At 54.5% G+C, this 15,927-nt stretch carries 13 protein-coding genes; 5 read left to right on the top strand and 8 right to left on the bottom strand.

Features of this window, described 5'->3' with window-relative positions; translation table 11 throughout:
• Positions 1 to 154: 154 nt before the first annotated feature.
• The 4 genes from J5069_RS16860 (at position 155) to ybaK (ending at position 2,965) form a co-directional block, all read left to right on the top strand.
• On the top strand, positions 155 to 1,078 hold the full coding sequence (locus tag J5069_RS16860; RefSeq protein WP_264628136.1) for an SPFH domain-containing protein: 924 nt from the start codon (positions 155 to 157) through the stop codon (positions 1,076 to 1,078).
• A complete protein-coding gene (locus tag J5069_RS16855) occupies positions 1,068 to 1,526 on the top strand; it encodes an NfeD family protein (protein WP_264628135.1) in 459 nt (152 codons plus the stop codon). Before J5069_RS16860 ends, J5069_RS16855 begins: the two co-directional genes overlap by 11 nt.
• 115 nt (positions 1,527 to 1,641) lie before the next feature.
• Positions 1,642 to 2,457 carry a TraB/GumN family protein gene (locus tag J5069_RS16850; RefSeq protein ID WP_264645086.1) on the top strand — a complete coding sequence of 272 codons (816 nt, stop codon included), beginning with the start codon at positions 1,642 to 1,644 and terminating at the stop codon, positions 2,455 to 2,457.
• A 28-nt stretch (positions 2,458 to 2,485) separates the two neighbouring features.
• On the top strand, positions 2,486 to 2,965 hold the full coding sequence (gene ybaK / locus J5069_RS16845) for a Cys-tRNA(Pro)/Cys-tRNA(Cys) deacylase YbaK (RefSeq protein ID WP_264644961.1): 480 nt from the start codon (positions 2,486 to 2,488) through the stop codon (positions 2,963 to 2,965).
• Between the two features lie 275 nt (positions 2,966 to 3,240).
• Here the strand turns inward: ybaK and J5069_RS16840 are convergent, their stop codons facing one another.
• Positions 3,241 to 4,626, bottom strand: a complete 1,386-nt coding sequence (locus J5069_RS16840) for a glycoside hydrolase family 28 protein (protein WP_264644960.1) — start codon at positions 4,624 to 4,626, stop codon at positions 3,241 to 3,243.
• Between the two features lie 227 nt (positions 4,627 to 4,853).
• The gene (ushA, locus tag J5069_RS16835; RefSeq protein ID WP_264644959.1) at positions 4,854 to 6,506 is read right to left on the bottom strand and encodes a bifunctional UDP-sugar hydrolase/5'-nucleotidase UshA; all 1,653 of its coding nucleotides are present in this window, start codon (positions 6,504 to 6,506) and stop codon (positions 4,854 to 4,856) included.
• 544 nt (positions 6,507 to 7,050) lie between these two features.
• On the opposite strand from ushA, the gene ybaL reads away from it, so the two are divergent.
• Complete coding sequence (gene ybaL / locus J5069_RS16830) at positions 7,051 to 8,739, top strand: YbaL family putative K(+) efflux transporter (protein WP_264644958.1); 1,689 nt, start codon at positions 7,051 to 7,053, stop codon at positions 8,737 to 8,739.
• A 52-nt stretch (positions 8,740 to 8,791) separates the two neighbouring features.
• Here ybaL and hemH read toward each other — a convergent pair whose 3' ends face one another.
• The 6 genes from hemH to dnaX all read right to left on the bottom strand — a co-directional run bounded on the left by hemH (position 8,792) and on the right by dnaX (position 15,844).
• A complete protein-coding gene (gene hemH, locus J5069_RS16825; protein WP_264644957.1) occupies positions 8,792 to 9,754 on the bottom strand; it encodes a ferrochelatase in 963 nt (320 codons plus the stop codon).
• A gap of 228 nt (positions 9,755 to 9,982) precedes the next feature.
• Entirely contained in the window at positions 9,983 to 10,627 is a 645-nt protein-coding gene (adk, locus tag J5069_RS16820; protein WP_264644956.1) for an adenylate kinase, read from the bottom strand.
• A 160-nt stretch (positions 10,628 to 10,787) separates the two neighbouring features.
• On the bottom strand, positions 10,788 to 12,677 hold the full coding sequence (gene htpG / locus J5069_RS16815; protein WP_264645085.1) for a molecular chaperone HtpG: 1,890 nt from the start codon (positions 12,675 to 12,677) through the stop codon (positions 10,788 to 10,790).
• Positions 12,678 to 12,884: 207 nt separating this feature from the next.
• The gene (recR, locus tag J5069_RS16810; RefSeq protein ID WP_264644955.1) at positions 12,885 to 13,490 is read right to left on the bottom strand and encodes a recombination mediator RecR; all 606 of its coding nucleotides are present in this window, start codon (positions 13,488 to 13,490) and stop codon (positions 12,885 to 12,887) included.
• Positions 13,490 to 13,819: a YbaB/EbfC family nucleoid-associated protein gene (locus tag J5069_RS16805; RefSeq protein WP_195315212.1), complete on the bottom strand. Its 330-nt coding sequence runs from the start codon at positions 13,817 to 13,819 to the stop codon at positions 13,490 to 13,492. Before J5069_RS16805 ends, recR begins: the two co-directional genes overlap by 1 nt.
• Positions 13,820 to 13,858: 39 nt before the next feature.
• Positions 13,859 to 15,844, bottom strand: a complete 1,986-nt coding sequence (gene dnaX / locus J5069_RS16800; RefSeq protein WP_264644954.1) for a DNA polymerase III subunit gamma/tau — start codon at positions 15,842 to 15,844, stop codon at positions 13,859 to 13,861.
• Between the last annotated feature and the right edge of the window lie 83 nt (positions 15,845 to 15,927).

Genomic DNA, 15,927 nt, shown 5'->3' with positions numbered 1-15,927 from the left:
TTTTCAGATAATGCGTCAATAACAACGCGCGATTACGCCTGCGAAAAGATAGGTTTTACACCCCGACGGCGCTAGAATGACTTTTTCAGGATGAAGAAAAATACACTTTTATTTCAGTGCATTATTTTTAAAACAACCTTTGGAGGTGAAAACCATGCTAAGTGTGATTCCCGTATTGATATTTGTCGCGCTGGTTATTGTATGGTCCGGGATCAAGATAGTACCGCAAGGTTACCAGTGGACGGTGGAGCGCTTTGGCCGTTACACCAAAACATTGATGCCGGGTTTAAATATCCTCATTCCATTCATGGACAGAATAGGACGTAAAATCAATGTAATGGAACAAGTGCTTGAGATTCCATCACAAGAAATTATCTCCAAGGACAATGCCAACGTTACGATCGATGCCGTCTGCTTTATTCAGGTTGTGGATGCGCCACGCGCCGCCTATGAAGTGAGTAATCTGGAACTGGCAATCAAAAACCTTACCATGACCAACTTTCGTACCGTACTCGGTTCGATGGAGCTGGATGAAATGTTGTCTCAACGAGACAGCATCAATACCCGGCTGCTGCATATCGTAGACGAAGCCACCGGCCCGTGGGGCGTGAAGATTACACGTATCGAGATCCGCGATGTGCGCCCCCCTGCCGAACTGGTCGCGTCAATGAATGCCCAGATGAAAGCGGAACGAACCAAACGTGCTGACATTCTCGAAGCGGAGGGGGTACGGCAGGCCGCTATTCTCAAAGCCGAAGGGGAAAAACAATCACAAATTCTCAAAGCAGAAGGATTACGGCAATCTGCTTTTCTTGAGGCCGAGGCCAGAGAACGTGCAGCAGAAGCAGAAGCCCGCGCCACACAAATGGTGTCCGATGCTATCGCTTCCGGCAATATCCAGGCGATCAACTATTTCGTGGCGCAGAAATACACCGATGCGCTACAACAGATTGGTTCAGCCAACAATAGCAAGGTGATTATGATGCCATTGGAAGCCAGTAACCTGATGGGTGCCATTGGCGGAATTGCAGAACTGATCAAAGAAAGCGGCAATACGCGGAGTAAAGATGGACGTTGAGTTACTCGCGGAGAATGCGCATTGGCTATGGCTCTCCCTTGGCGGCTTGCTGTTGGCGGCTGAGATGTTGGGTGCCAGCGGCTATCTGCTGTGGAGCGGTGTTTCCGCGGTTATCATCGGTCTGCTGACCTGGGGCCTGCCTTTACCTTGGGCGTGGCAAGGCACGCTGTTTGCCCTATTGACCATCTCTATAGCCATATTGTGGTGGTACTGGTTACGCAACTGTGCGCGTCGCACGATTGAGACCACTGTGCTCAACCAGCGCAGTCAACAATTGATCGGGGTACGCACCACACTCACGGAAGCCGTAGTCGATGGCATAGGCCGTGCCAGAATCGGTGACAGCACCTGGCGAGTAAAAGCCGATGATGCCTTACCCGCTGGAACGGCGGTTGAGGTGATTGCCATCGAAGGCATCACGTTACACGTTCGCGCCCTCAAGGTTTAACGCCCTTCCCCATTATCCCCACCCCACAACAGGGGCTGGGGATTTTTCATCCTTATGGCAGTATCCTCGCGCAGCGCAAGCGGTTAGCATGGGCGTTTGTGGTTGATGGAGATAAATCATGCCGTTACTGCGCCAACTGGCCACCTGGTTAGGATTAATTTCCCCGGTCGCCTATGCCTACCCCGCCCTGGATGTTTCTCTGCCACAGGGCGGACGCCTGCATTTGGTGGGCAGTATTCATATGGGTAGCGAAGCCATGTCTCCGTTGCCGGAGGTGTTGCTGCAACAATTGAGGCAATCAACTGCACTGGTGGTTGAAGCCGATATTTCCGATATGGGGTCACCGTTGCAGGAAGAGTACGAGCCGCGTCCGCTGGCAGAGCGTCTGGACTCAGAACGCTATCAGCGGTTCCAGCAGCACTGTGAAGCGCTGGCGCTTAGCGTGGCCCGCTTCGAGCATCTTCCCGCCTGGCACGCCGCGCTGACGCTCCAGGCGATGCAGGCGCAATCGCTCGGCTTGCGGCCTCAATATGGCATCGACTATCAATTGATTCAGGCCGCCAAAGCGGAAAACATCCCAGTGATTGAGCTTGAGGGCCAGCAGGAACAGCTCGCCATGCTGCGACAATTGCCGCAGGGGGGCGTAGTATTGCTGGAAGATACGCTGGATCACTGGCACGTTAATGCACGCCTGCTTCAGGTGATGACTGGCTGGTGGCTGGAAGGACCGCCAGCAAAATCCGCTGCCGCTATTCCGGCGACGTTCAGCCACGCCTTGTCCGAGGTATTGATGCGTCAGCGCAATACCCGCTGGCGCGATCAGTTGCAGGCACTGCCGACCGGAGATTATGTGGTGGCTGTCGGTGCGTTGCATCTGTATGGCGATAATAGCCTGCCTTCCCTGCTACAACCTGACAGTGCAGCGCGATAACGACGGGATTGACTAAGGAACGAGCACCATGACACCCGCAGTAAAACTTCTGGAAAAAAATAAGGTCGCTTTCCAGCTTCACAGCTATGACCATGACCCAAACGAAACCAATTTTGGCGAAGAAGCCGCGCGTAAGCTGGGGTTGAATAAAGAGCAGGTGTATAAAACCCTGCTGGTATCGCTGAACGGCGATGCCAAGCATTTGGCCGTTGCCATCACCCCGGTCTCTGGGCAGTTGGATTTAAAGAAAGTGGCACGTGCCTTTGGTGCCAAAAAAGCGGATATGGCCGATCCTGTACTTGCTCAGCGGGTTACAGGCTATCTGGTGGGTGGTATCAGCCCTTTAGGGCAGAAAAAACTGCTGCCGACGGCCATTGATGAACCGGCGCAGCACTTCCCGGTGATCTACGTTTCCGGCGGCAAACGCGGATTGGATATCGGGCTCGCACCCGCCGATTTGGCGCACCTGCTGAAAGCGTCATTTAGTGATATTGCCAAGCGGGATTAGTGAGAGAACCCCGATGAGCTTACTCAAGTAAGCGATTCGGGTGACTGATCGCGGCCAACGCCGCCACGGCGTGAGGCCCCCCCGTTTTACGCGAAATAATTCGCGTTGTGGCAAGGCGGCAAGCGAAGGAATCCCGATGAGCTTACTCAAGTAAGTGATTCGGGTGACTGAGCGCGGCCAACGCCGCCACGGCGTGAAGTATGAAGCGTAAAAGAAGCTGATGGCAGAGGACTCCACGGCCAGTGTGTCCCCTGCCACCGCTTCAGAACGGGTAATTAATCGACCTTGGCCCCTTTTTCGACCAACAGCGTCGGCCCTTGCTTCACGTTGAGGGTTAAGCCTTTGGTTTGCACTTCAGCGTTACGCACGCGGATCCCCTGATCGGCATCGATACGCACGTTGTCAAAATGGAAACCGCTTAAGGGTGCTTCGGGCACGCCAATGATGTACGCAGCGGCTTTACTTTTGCCGGTTGATTCCAGGTTCTCGATCGTCACATTGCTAAAATGCGGTGTCTTGTATTTATCAAACGGCTGTTTGGCATCGGTATCGGGTGGGTAAATTTGTTCACCCATGGTGAAACCGCCTTCTGCCAGCAGCTTGTCCACTTCGGCCTGCACAATGGGTGCCGCCTTGTAGTAGCCTGCAAACACCAGCGGAATATCAACATCGACCATTTTGGTGTTGCGGTAAGTGATATTTTTCACTTCACCACCTTTACCGCGCAGCGTCTTGATACGAATACCGTACATCGAACCTTCGAACTGGTTATTTTCCACCAGCACGTTATTCACGCCACCGGAGGTTTCGCTGCCGATAGAAATACCGCGCCCTTGATGCAACACGTTGTTCGCAATATAGATATTGTCGACGACGCCGTCAGGGAAACGCTCATCTGGCTTCTCGGCTTTGATGGCAATGTGGTCGTCGTTACAATCAATAAAGTTATTGGTGATACGAATGTTCTGGCTGTCGATAGGATCGATGGCATCGGTGTTCGGTGCATGCCAGGGCGACAGGATCTTGGTGTTGTTGACGTTGACTTCATGGGCGTAACGCATCACCACGTGGAAACTCGGCGAATGCGTCAGGGTAACGCCATCCACCAGCACGTTGCTGGAACGGGTGATGTAGATCAAACGCGGACGATCGGTACCACCTTTCTTACCCGTAGCACGAATGTTGGCACGCCAGCGTTCCCACCACACAGCGCCTTGACCATCAATGGTACCTTCACCGGTGATGGCGACGTTCTTGGCATCAGCAACGCTGATAAACGGCAACCAGCCATTTTCCGCCTCGGCGTATTTGGTCTGCTCCGTGGCACGGTAGGCCGCTTCTTCGGTAGAAGCCACAATGGTGGCGTTCTTCGCCAGATTTAATCGCACATTGCTTTTCAGGAACAGCGGGTTGACCAGATAGTTACCTTCCGGCACCAACACCGTACCGCCGCCTGCGGCCGCACAATCATCGATAGCGCGTTGGAATGAATCCGTATTCAGTGCAATTTGCAGGCGATGGCCTTCCGCGCCATATTGCGTGACATCGCACACTTTGCCATTATCGGTAAAAGTGACAACGGCAGGTAAGGCTGCGGCACCCGCCTGAGAACTGACCGCAATACATGCGCCAAGCAATGACAAAACAAACCCCTTCTTCATTCCAACACCCTCTATTGAAAAGACGTTTTAATAAAATATCAAAGGCTTTTCAATAAAAAACAACGACAGATCACGTTTGTGATCCTGAGCGCGCTAAAAATGTTATCGCTAACATTTAACTGTTATGTCCATCACAAAAGCACACTGAGCAATTGATGAGCGAGGTGCATAAAAAAAGAGGGTTTGCTTCTCTGCAAGCCCTCTTAAATGTTAGCGCGACCATTTTATCAGCGGTATTGAATTTCGCCTTTAGGCGCGTAGGCCGCTGCATCAAGCGGTGAATGCTGCTCAATATACTGTTTCAACACCTCGGCATCGACAAAACCGGTGTTGACGTAGGTCGGTAATTCATCCAGGCGCGGATAACCATCACCGCCCATCGCATTGAAGTTCAGCGTAGCCATACGGTAGGTTTTATCCGCCTGCAACGGTTCACCCTTGATTTTCACATCCTGAACACCTTGTCCATCGGCCACCAGGCTGACGTTCAGGAATTGGGCATAAGCACCGGAATCCACTTTCTTGTTTGCCACCGCAGCCAGGTATTTCTCAACCTCGCTGCCTTTCATATCGACATAGACCAAGGTATTGGCAAACGGCTGCACTTTCAGCACCGTTTTATAGGTGATATCACCGGGCTGAATGGAGTCACGTATGCCACCGCCGCTCATCACGGCAAAATCCGCATTGGCGCGTTCACGCTGCGCCGATAACAGCAGATGCCCGAGGTTGGTTTGGTAGAAGCGCACCTGTTTGCGATCGCCATCCAGCGTGCCATTAACGCTCCCCACCTTCACGTCTAGTTGCGCCTGCCCCTTCTCCTGGAACGGCGTCAGCATTTTCACTACGCCATCATCCTGTTTGATTTCCTGGGTATAATAGACGCGCTCGGTGCCGCCACCGGTCTTCTCCACCTTTTTCTTCAGGTTGACCGGAATAAGTTGGTAATGCGCCAGCGTTAACGTGCCATTTTTAAACGTGAAATCAGCGCGCCCAACATATTTACCCCATTCGTGAGCCTGCACGATCCAGGTGCCATTTTGCCGATCCGGCGCGCAAGGCGTGCCCGGCACATAATCCACCTGTTTCTTGTTTTCGCTCGCCATACAGACCGGGTCCTGTGAGTGACCACCCACAATCATGTCCAGATAGCCCGCCGGCAGGCTGCGCGCCATTTCAACATCCCCCGGCGCATTGGATCCGTGCTGCCCATCGTCGTAGTGCCCCATATGGGTCGCCGCGATAATCACATCGGGTTTTTCGCTACTACGCAGTTGATCGACCACCGATTTTACTTCCGTCGACGGCTTGCGAAACTCGATATCGGTGAAAAACTCCGGGTTGCCCAACTTTGCCGTGTCATCGGTGGTCAGGCCGATAACCGCAATCTTGATGCCTTGCTTATCAAACAGGGCATAGGGTTTGAACAGACGCTGTTGCGTGCTCTTTTGATAGATATTGGCAGACAGCAGCGGGAAAGTTGCCCACTTCTCCTGCTGACGCAGTACCGAGAGCGGATTATCAAACTCATGGTTGCCGAGCGCCATGGCATCATAGCCCACCATATTCATGCCGCGAAAATCGGGCTCTGCATCCTGCAAATCAGATTCCGGCACCCCGGTGTTGATATCCCCGCCGGACAGCAGCAGCACGCTGCCGCCTTTAGCAGCCACCTCCTGGCGAATCTGATCCACCAGCGTTTTCTGCGCAGCCAACCCATATTCACCGTATTCGTTGTGCCAGAAATGGCCGTGGTGATCGTTGGTATGGAGGATGGTGATGTCATAGGTTTTATCTTTTTCCCACGCCAGCGCCCCTGCCGAGGTAAAGATCAGCGACATCGCAATAGCACGTCCTAACGCTTTCGTTGCAAAACGCATGGAAACTCTCCGTTTAGTAAACAACCCCTGTTAAAAGAATGCGATAGCAGCCCTCTGCACGTCCTGGTCTTAGTCAGGTACGCGCAGGTTGAGATCTCCCTCCAGAATAGCGCACTTTTACTCAACGCTCGATTTCATTTGCGGCCTGTGACTTATATCACAAGAAAAACCGGCGTTACGCGCATGAATCACAAGAGAAAGCTGATGAAAATGGTCAGTTCATTTGATTCTGTTGTATTTATGTCATTTACCCCCGCTATTCTGGGGTTTTTAACGCAGAGAAACCGGTTCCTCTCATCCAACAGGATGAAAATGCAGCACAACAGACATGAGAAAGTATCTTCATGCGTGCAATAACGTTGGTTTATCAATGCTTATCTTACGAAAGCATCATGAAATCTATGTTAGACTTAGATTCGATGAGTAAACGAAGATTTTTACTAGAATACCCTCATTTTTCCAAGCAGGATTTCTTTAAATGAAATAGAATTTGTTCAAGAAGTCTGCTCATGAACGTTTTTCAACAATGGCAAAAGGAGTCGGGATGCATGCAACCACACCACTAATATCCACCATTGCCGTAGGGCTGGTCCTCGCGTTTCTGCTGGGGATTCTGGCCAATCGACTACGCATTTCCCCTTTAGTCGGCTATCTGGTCGCTGGGGTTCTGGTGGGGCCGTTTACCCCAGGTTTTGTCGCGGATACCGCGTTAGCGCCTGAATTGGCTGAACTTGGGGTTATTCTGCTGATGTTTGGTGTCGGCCTGCATTTTTCGCTTAAAGACCTGATGGCGGTGAAATCCATCGCCATTCCCGGTGCCATTGCGCAAATCGCCGTTGCCACGCTGCTGGGCATGGGCCTTTCCTCCCTGCTCGGCTGGAGCCTGGCAAGCGGGCTGGTGTTTGGGCTTTGCTTGTCCACCGCCAGCACCGTGGTGCTGCTGCGTGCATTGGAAGAACGGCAACTGATTGACAGCCAGCGCGGACAAATCGCCATTGGCTGGCTGATCGTGGAAGATTTGGCGATGGTGTTAACGCTGGTCCTGTTGCCCGCATTCCGTGACATGATTGGCGCAGAGCATGCCGATACCGGCAAGCTGATTCGTGACCTGGCCTGGACCATAGGCAAGGTGGTCGCCTTTATCACGCTGATGATTGTGGTGGGCCGTCGTCTGGTGCCCTGGGTGCTGGCAAAAAGCGCCGCCACCGGCTCACGGGAACTGTTCACCCTCGCCGTGTTGGCGATGGCACTCGGTATCGCTTTCGGTGCTGTGAAGCTGTTTGATGTCTCATTCGCGCTGGGTGCCTTCTTTGCCGGCGTGGTGCTAAACGAATCAGAACTCAGTCAACGCGCCGCCCACGATACGCTGCCGCTGCGTGACGCTTTCGCCGTACTGTTTTTTGTTTCGGTGGGCATGCTGTTCGATCCGATGATTCTGGTGAATGAGCCGGTAGCCGTCATTATTACGCTAGCCATTATCGTGTTCGGTAAATCGGCTGCCGCGTTTATGCTGGTACGCCTGTTCGGCCACTCCAAGCGTACCGCGCTGACCATTTCGACCAGCCTGGCGCAAATTGGGGAATTCGCCTTTATTTTGGCAGGCCTGGGCGTTGTGCTTGGTCTCTTGTCTGAACAGGGGCGCAATCTGGTGCTGGCAGGGGCGATTCTGTCTATCATGATTAACCCGCTGCTCTTCACGCTGCTGGAACGCTATCTGGAGAAAACAGAGACCATTGATGATCAGATTGTGGAAGAGGCCATCGAAGAAGAGAAGCAGATCCCGGTTGATATGTGTAATCACGCGCTATTGGTCGGTTATGGCCGCGTCGGCAGCCTGATCGGTGCCAAACTGCATCAGGAAGGCATTCCCGTTGTGGTTATCGAGAATTCGCGTGCAAGGGTGGATGCGCTACGCGAGCAAGGCATCAAGGCCGTGCTGGGAAATGCCACTAAAGTGGAAATCATGGAGCTGGCCCGGTTGGATTGCGCCCGCTGGCTGCTGTTAACCATTCCTAACGGCTATGAGGCTGGAGAAATCGTTGCGGCGGCGCGAGAAAAACGCCCGGACCTGGAGATCATTGCCCGCGCACATTATGACGATGAAGTCAGCTATATCACTGAACACGGTGCCAATCAGGTAGTAATGGGTGAACGCGAAATCGCTAACAGCATGATTACCCTGCTACAACTTGAGCAGGTAAAGGCTGAAGAATTAAAAGAGTGCCCGATTTGACGCAGTGCGCAGCGGTAACCCCGCTGCGCCATTTTAGTTGTAATGAGTTTGGCTATTCATCACGCACCAACGTTTCGAACACATCGATATGTCTGGCATCGTCATTTAACGCCGGAATATAAGCAAACCGTTCACCGCCAGCATGCAGGAAAATCTCCCGGTTCTGTTCCTGAATCTCTTCCAAGGTTTCCAGACAATCCGCCGCAAACCCCGGGCAAATAACCTGAATGTGTTTGATTCCCTGCGCGGGCAATCCTTTCAGTGTTTCATCCGTGTAGGGTGTCAGCCAGGGTTCACGACCAAAACGCGATTGAAAGGTCATTTGCACCTGTTCCGGTGCCAATCCCAACGCAGCGATCAGTGCCTGTGCCGTCGCCTGACAGCGCAGCGGATAGTCATCTCCCTCCGTCGCATAACGCACCGGAATGCCATGGAACGATATCACTAAGCGGTCTGGCACGCCGTGCAGCGCGAATGATGCTTCCACACGCTGCTTTAGCGCATCGATATAGACCGGGTGTGTTGCATAGTCGCGGATAAAACGAATACCGGGCACCTGGCGGCGCGAGCGCAGCGCATCGGCCAGTCCATCCCACACCGCACCGGTGGTGGAGCAGGAATATTGCGGATAGAGCGGCAACACCACCAGTTGGGTGACACCTTGGGACAGCAGGCTATCCAACGCCGACGGCAAGCTCGGCGAGCCATAGCTCATGCCCAGCGCCACAGGGATATCGTCGCCTAAACGGGCAGAGAGCGCGCACTCTTGACGTCGGCTGAAGGCCAACAGTGGGGAACCGTCAACCGTCCAGATGGACTGATACAGTTTGGCGACACGGGGAGAACGAAAAGGCAGGATCACGCCATTCAACAGCGGCCACCAGAGCCAGCGCGGCGTATCTACCACGCGTTTATCACTGAGAAACTGTGCCAGATAGCGTTTCACCGCCTGCGGCGTCGGGGCTTCGGGCGTCCCCAGATTCACCATCAGTACGCCCAGTTTTTGTTGACTCATCGTCTGCCCTCACTAAAAGGCTGCCCACGGTACACATTTCGACACCGGGCAGCAGTTGTCGTTACCAGCGCTGAGTGTAGCGAAAATGTTGCCTGGGCGGGATAGGAAAAGCGATGTTATTACCGATACTTGCCATCGAAGTCGCGAATGGCAGACCATAACGCTGGATGCAGGCGAAAAAAAACCGGCACACAGGGTACCGGCATTTTCAGGCAACGCGGCGCTAGATTAACCCAGAATGGATTCCAGCTCAGCGCGCACTTGTGCTACCTGGCGGGTGCCGTCTACTTTATGGTAACGGGTATTGCCAGCCTTGGCTTCTTTCTGGTAGTAGTCCACCAGCGGCGCGGTTTGCTGATGGTATTCCACCAGACGTTTACGCACGGTATCTTCATGATCGTCTTTACGGATGGTCAATTCTTCACCCGTGGCATCGTCTTTACCTTCAACCTTTGGCGGGTTGTACTTCACGTGGTAAACACGGCCTGATGCTGCATGCACGCGACGGCCAATAATGCGATCGACAATCAGCTCGTCAGGCACGGCGAACTCAATAACGTTATCAACCTGAATGCCAGCGTCTTTCATGGCATCCGCCTGCGGAATGGTGCGAGGAAAACCATCCAGCAGGAAACCGTTACGGCAATCATCCTGGGCGATACGCTCTTTCACCAGGGCAATAACCAATTCATCCGTGACCAGTTTACCTGCGTCCATGATTTCTTTGGCCTGTTTGCCCAGTTCGGTCCCGGCTTTCACCGCCGCACGCAACATATCACCGGTGGAAATTTGCGGAATGCCATACTTTTCCATAATGAATTGTGCTTGAGTGCCTTTGCCTGCGCCCGGAGCGCCCAGCAGAATAATACGCATTGCGTAAATCCCCTTGCTATGTAGATTTTTTAAAATAAATTTGAAAACGCTCAACCATACCATTCCACAGGCTTATCCTCAAGGAACGGGCTCGCTTCAGCGTGTCGCAAAGCGAAAAAAAACCCGGTTAAAAACCGGGTTTTCGGGAAAGTGTGAGCGGTTATGCACTCAGCAGTTGGTTCATACGACGGATAAACTGATTAGGATCTTCCAGCGTGCCACGTTCAGCCAGCAGCGCCTGCTCCAACAGCAGTTCAACCCACTCGCCAAACTGTGCATCATCGCCGGTGTCTGCGGCACGTTTCACCAACGCATGTTCCGGGTTGAGCTCGAAGATATATTTCACTTCCGGCGCATTCTGTCCGGCTGCGGCAAACAGCTTCGCCATCTGCGTGCTCATGTCATTGGCGTCGGTGGTGACGATAGCCGGGGTATCGGTCAGGCGATGCGTCAGACGCACCTCTTTGACACGTTCACCCAGCAGCGTCTTCACACGCTCAACAAACGGCTCCAGGGATTTTTCCGCTTCTTTGCGCGCTTCGTCATCACTGGCATCATCCGCCAGCTTATCCAGCGCGTCATCCGCTTTGCTGACGGACTGGAAGGACTTGCCGTCAAACTCGGTCAGGTAGCTCATCATCCACTCATCGACGCGGTCAGAAAGCAGAAGCACTTCGATGCCTTTCTTGCGAAACAGCTCCAGATGCGGGCTGCTCTTCGCCGCGGCATAGCTGTCGGCAGTGATGTAGTAGATCTTCTCCTGGCCTTCAACCATACGGCTGACATACTCTTCCAGCGATACCGTCGGGGCGGCGCTGTCGCTGTGGGTGGAAGCAAAGCGCAGCAGTTTGGCAATGGCTTCACGATTGCCGCCATCTTCCGCAGGCCCTTCTTTCAGCACCAGGCCAAACTGTAGCCAGAAGGTTTGGTATTTTTCGGCGTCGTCTTTTGCCAGTTTTTCCAGCATCTGCAACACGCGTTTGGTCAGCGCATTGCGCAGATTCTGGGTAACACGGCTGTCTTGCAGGATTTCACGCGAGACGTTGAGCGGCAGATCGTTGGAGTCGATCAAGCCACGCACAAAGCGCAGGTAGTTCGGCATGAACTGCTCGGCGTCATCCATGATAAACACGCGCTGAACATAGAGTTTCAGCCCATGTTTATGATCGCGGTTCCACATGTCCCACGGTGCCTGGGAAGGGATGTAGAGCAGGCTGGTGTATTCCTGTTTCCCTTCCACACGGTTATGGCTCCAGCTCAGCGGATCGCTGAAGTCGTGGGCAATGTGTTTGTAGAATTCTTTGTATTCGTCTTCGGTCACATCGGCTTTATTACGCGTCCACAGCGCCTGCGCCTTGTTGACCTTCTCCCAGGTAACCGTCGGCTCGCCGCCCTCTTCTTCGCTCGGCGTCTCGGTTTCAATTTCTACCGGCAGTGCGATGTGATCGGAATATTTGCCGATAATGGAACGCACGCGCCACTCATCGAGGAATTCGTCTTCCCCTTCGCGCAGGTGCAGGGTGATCTCGGTGCCGCGATCGGCCTTGACCACATCCGCCACGGTGTACTCACCTTCACCCGCCGATTCCCAGAACACGCCCTCTTCTGCCGCTGCGCCCGCCGCACGGGTACGTACCGTCACTTTATCCGCAACGATAAACGCCGAGTAGAAGCCTACACCGAATTGACCGATGAGCTGGCTGTCTTTGGCCTGATCGGAACCGATAGATTCCAAAAACGCTTTGGTGCCCGATTTGGCAATGGTGCCCAGATTATCGATAACGTCATCGCGGCCCATCCCGATGCCGTTGTCCGCGATGGTCAGGGTACGTTGCTCTTTATTGGTGGAAACGCGCACGCGCAGTTCCCCATCCCCTTCATAGAGCGCTGGCGAAGATAAGGCGCGAAAACGTAACTTGTCTGCCGCATCGGAGGCGTTGGAGATCAATTCACGCAGGAAAATTTCTTTATTGGAATAAAGTGAATGGATCATCAAGTGCAGCAATTGCTTCACTTCAGATTGAAAACCGCGCGTTTCTTGGCCCTTCATGCTCATTGTCACTTACCTCAATCCTAATAGTTAGTCAGGCTGATGATGTTCAATCCCTGTAGAGGGTGTGGGAATGGTGCCGGTATTTCCGGCCAGTAGGCAAGAAGTGGGGATAAGGCGAAGGATTTTCAAGAGCAAAAAACAATTTATCCCCAGCGCGGCGCCTTCTGATAACGAAACCGCACCGAGGTAAATGCAGCACAACCGCTACAAGCGGATGGGATGACGCCCCGCCAGCGAATGGGAAAGCGTGGTGCCATCCACCATTTCCAGTTCACCACCAACCGGCACGCCGTGTGCAATACGGCTCGCCACCACGCCGTGCTGGGCACACAGCTCAGCAATGTAGTTGGCCGTCGCATCCCCTTCCACCGTGGGATTGGTGGCAAGAATCACTTCCGTCAGGGTTTCCTGCTCTAAGCGCTGTTCCAGCAGATCGAGCCCGATATCATCCGGCCCGATGCCGTCCAACGGCGACAGGTGCCCCATCAGCACAAAGTAACGCCCGGCAAACTGTCCGGTCTGCTCAATGGCGTGGATATCTGCCGGGCTTTCCACCACGCAGATTTGGCCCGTTTGCTGACGGCGCGGGTTGGTGCAGATCGCGCAGCGTTCCTGCTCGGTAAAGGTGCGACAATCCGCACAGTGGCCGATTTCAGACATGGCGCGCGTCAGCGCCTGCGCCAAACGCATTCCGCCGCTGCGATCGCGTTGCAGCAGTTGAAACGCCATGCGCTGCGCGGATTTCGGCCCTACGCCCGGCAAGCAGCGCAACGCCTCCATCAATGACTCAAGGAGCGGACTGGTTTGCATCAGAACGGCATCTTGAAGCCCGGCGGCAACTGCATACCGCTGGAAACTGACGCCATTTTCTCTTTCTGGGTTTCGTCAATACGGCGCGCGGCATCGTTGAACGCGGCGGCAATCAGGTCTTCCAGCATATCTTTATCATCTTCCAGCAGGCTGGGATCGATTTCGACACGACGGCAATTGTGCGCACCGTTGATGGTCACTTTGACCAGGCCCGCGCCTGATTCACCGGTCACTTCCAGGTTGGCAATCTCTTCCTGCATTTTCTGCATTTTGTCTTGCATCTGCTGGGCCTGCTTCATCAGATTGCCCAAACCACCTTTACCAAACATATGCTTCTCTCTATTGCATGGCTGCAAGAATTGCAGCGGTTAAACGGGGCGGATACTCTCTTCGTCCAGTTCCGCATCAAAGAAACGCCGCAGCGTTTGAATCGTTTTGTCGGTCGTCAGAGACTCGCGCGCCTGCGCCAGTTTCTCTTCATAAATCGTCTGACGCCACTCCAGCGGGGTTAACGTGCTGGGGTCGTCATCCTCTACCACCACAAGGGTGATAGGCTTTTCATAATGCGCTGCCAATGCATCCATCAGCGTTTTTTGTGCCGACGGTGAATTCAGGTGACGCTGCGATGAGCGTAAATGCAGCGTCACGGTATCGTCATCTGAATCGACTTTGAACGCGTTAAGCGCCAACTGCTGAACCAGTTTCGGTAGCGGTAACCGCTGTACCTCTGCTGCCCAGGCATCGCGCGCTTGCGCTTCTTCCGTCAATTTAGCCGCTAATTCCGGCGTTTTCTCGTATTCCAGCACCGTGCGCAACGCTTTCGGCGTGGCGATGGTTTCGGTCACGACAGCCTTCTGTTGCTGCGCGCGCCAGCGGTACGCTTCAGGCTTTTTCTGCGCCTCGCTGTTGCTGTCAGCCGCCTGACGCTGCTGACTGCGTTCCGTCACCGAGGCCAGGCGTTCCAGCGCCGATGCCGCCGTGCCCGGCCGAGCGCGTTCCTGCGCCGCCGGATCAGACTTTTTTGGCGGCGGCGTACCCTGTCGCTGCAATAACTGGCTGCGCGCCTGTAGCAATTGCGAGGTGGCGTCCGGCAACGGCGCGGCAGGTGCAACAGGTTCCTCAGGCGCAGCGACAGGCGATGACGGAGCAGCCGCAGGGGATGACGGCGCACTGGGCGCAGACGCCTGACGCGCAGGCGGAATGTGCGCCTGCGGTGCGGCAGGTGCACTCGCCGCCACTGGCGCAGTTGCCACCGGTGCAATCACCGCCTGCGGATGAAATGCCAAGGCTCTGAGCAGCGTCATTTCAACGCCCATACGCCGGTCTGGCGCATAGGATAATTCTTTTCGTCCCACCAGCAACGTCTGATAGTAGAGCTGCACGTCGGCGGGCGGTACGGTACGCGCCAAATCGCGCAAGCGCGACGCAATGGGGGAGTCTTCCGGCCCGAGCGCCGTGGGCAGCAACTGTACCATCGCGATACGGTGCAACAGCGTAAGCATCTCTACCAACAGCGCTTCCCACTCAACGCCACGCGAGGCCGCCTGCTGGAGCAACGCCATGGTCTGCTCGCCGTTGGCATTGACGATAGCTTCAATCAGCGCCAGCGGCTGTTCATCATCCAACGTGCCCAGCATGCGCGCAACGGCGTCGGTCAACACCGCGCCTTGCCCCATGGCAATCGCCTGATCGGTCAGGCTCAGCGCATCACGCAGGCTGCCATCGGCGGCACGCGCCAGCAGTTGCAGGGCGCGCGGTTCTGTCGCAATCGCCTCGGCTTGCAGCACCTGCTCAAGGTGGCCGCGGATTTGCTCCACGTCCAGCGCTTTGAGATGAAATTGCAGGCAGCGAGAAAGAATGGTGACCGGCAACTTCTGTGGATCGGTGGTTGCCAGCAGGAATTTAACGTGCTCGGGAGGCTCTTCCAGCGTTTTCAACAGCGCATTGAAGCTGTGGCGGGAGAGCATGTGCACTTCATCGATCAGGTAGACTTTGAACCGACCGCGCGCAGGGGCATATTGCACGTTATCCAGCAGTTCGCGGGTATCTTCTACCTTGGTGCGCGAGGCCGCATCAATCTCGATCAGGTCAACAAAACGCCCTTGCTCAATTTCCCGGCAATTTGCACACTGCCCACAGGGCGTGGCGGTAATGCCGCTCTCGCAGTTCAGCCCTTTCGCCAACAGGCGGGCGATACTGGTTTTCCCCACGCCACGCGTGCCGGAAAACAGATAGGCGTGGTGAACCCGCCCCATAGAGAGACCATTGGCCAATGCGGTCAGCACATGTTCTTGACCGACAACATCAGCGAAAGATTGAGGACGCCACTTACGGGCCAGTACCTGATAGCTCATCAATACCGCAACGGTTGTGTGATTGAGGAGGCCATGCTAACACAGCCTCGCCGGACACGGCGAGACTGTTTATCAGGATAGCC

This window comes from Candidatus Symbiopectobacterium sp. NZEC127 (genome assembly GCF_025962675.1).
Taxonomy (GTDB): Bacteria; Pseudomonadota; Gammaproteobacteria; order Enterobacterales; family Enterobacteriaceae; genus Symbiopectobacterium.
The sequence above is the reverse complement of the archived record's forward strand: the minus strand, read 5'-3'. Positions and strand labels throughout refer to the sequence as shown.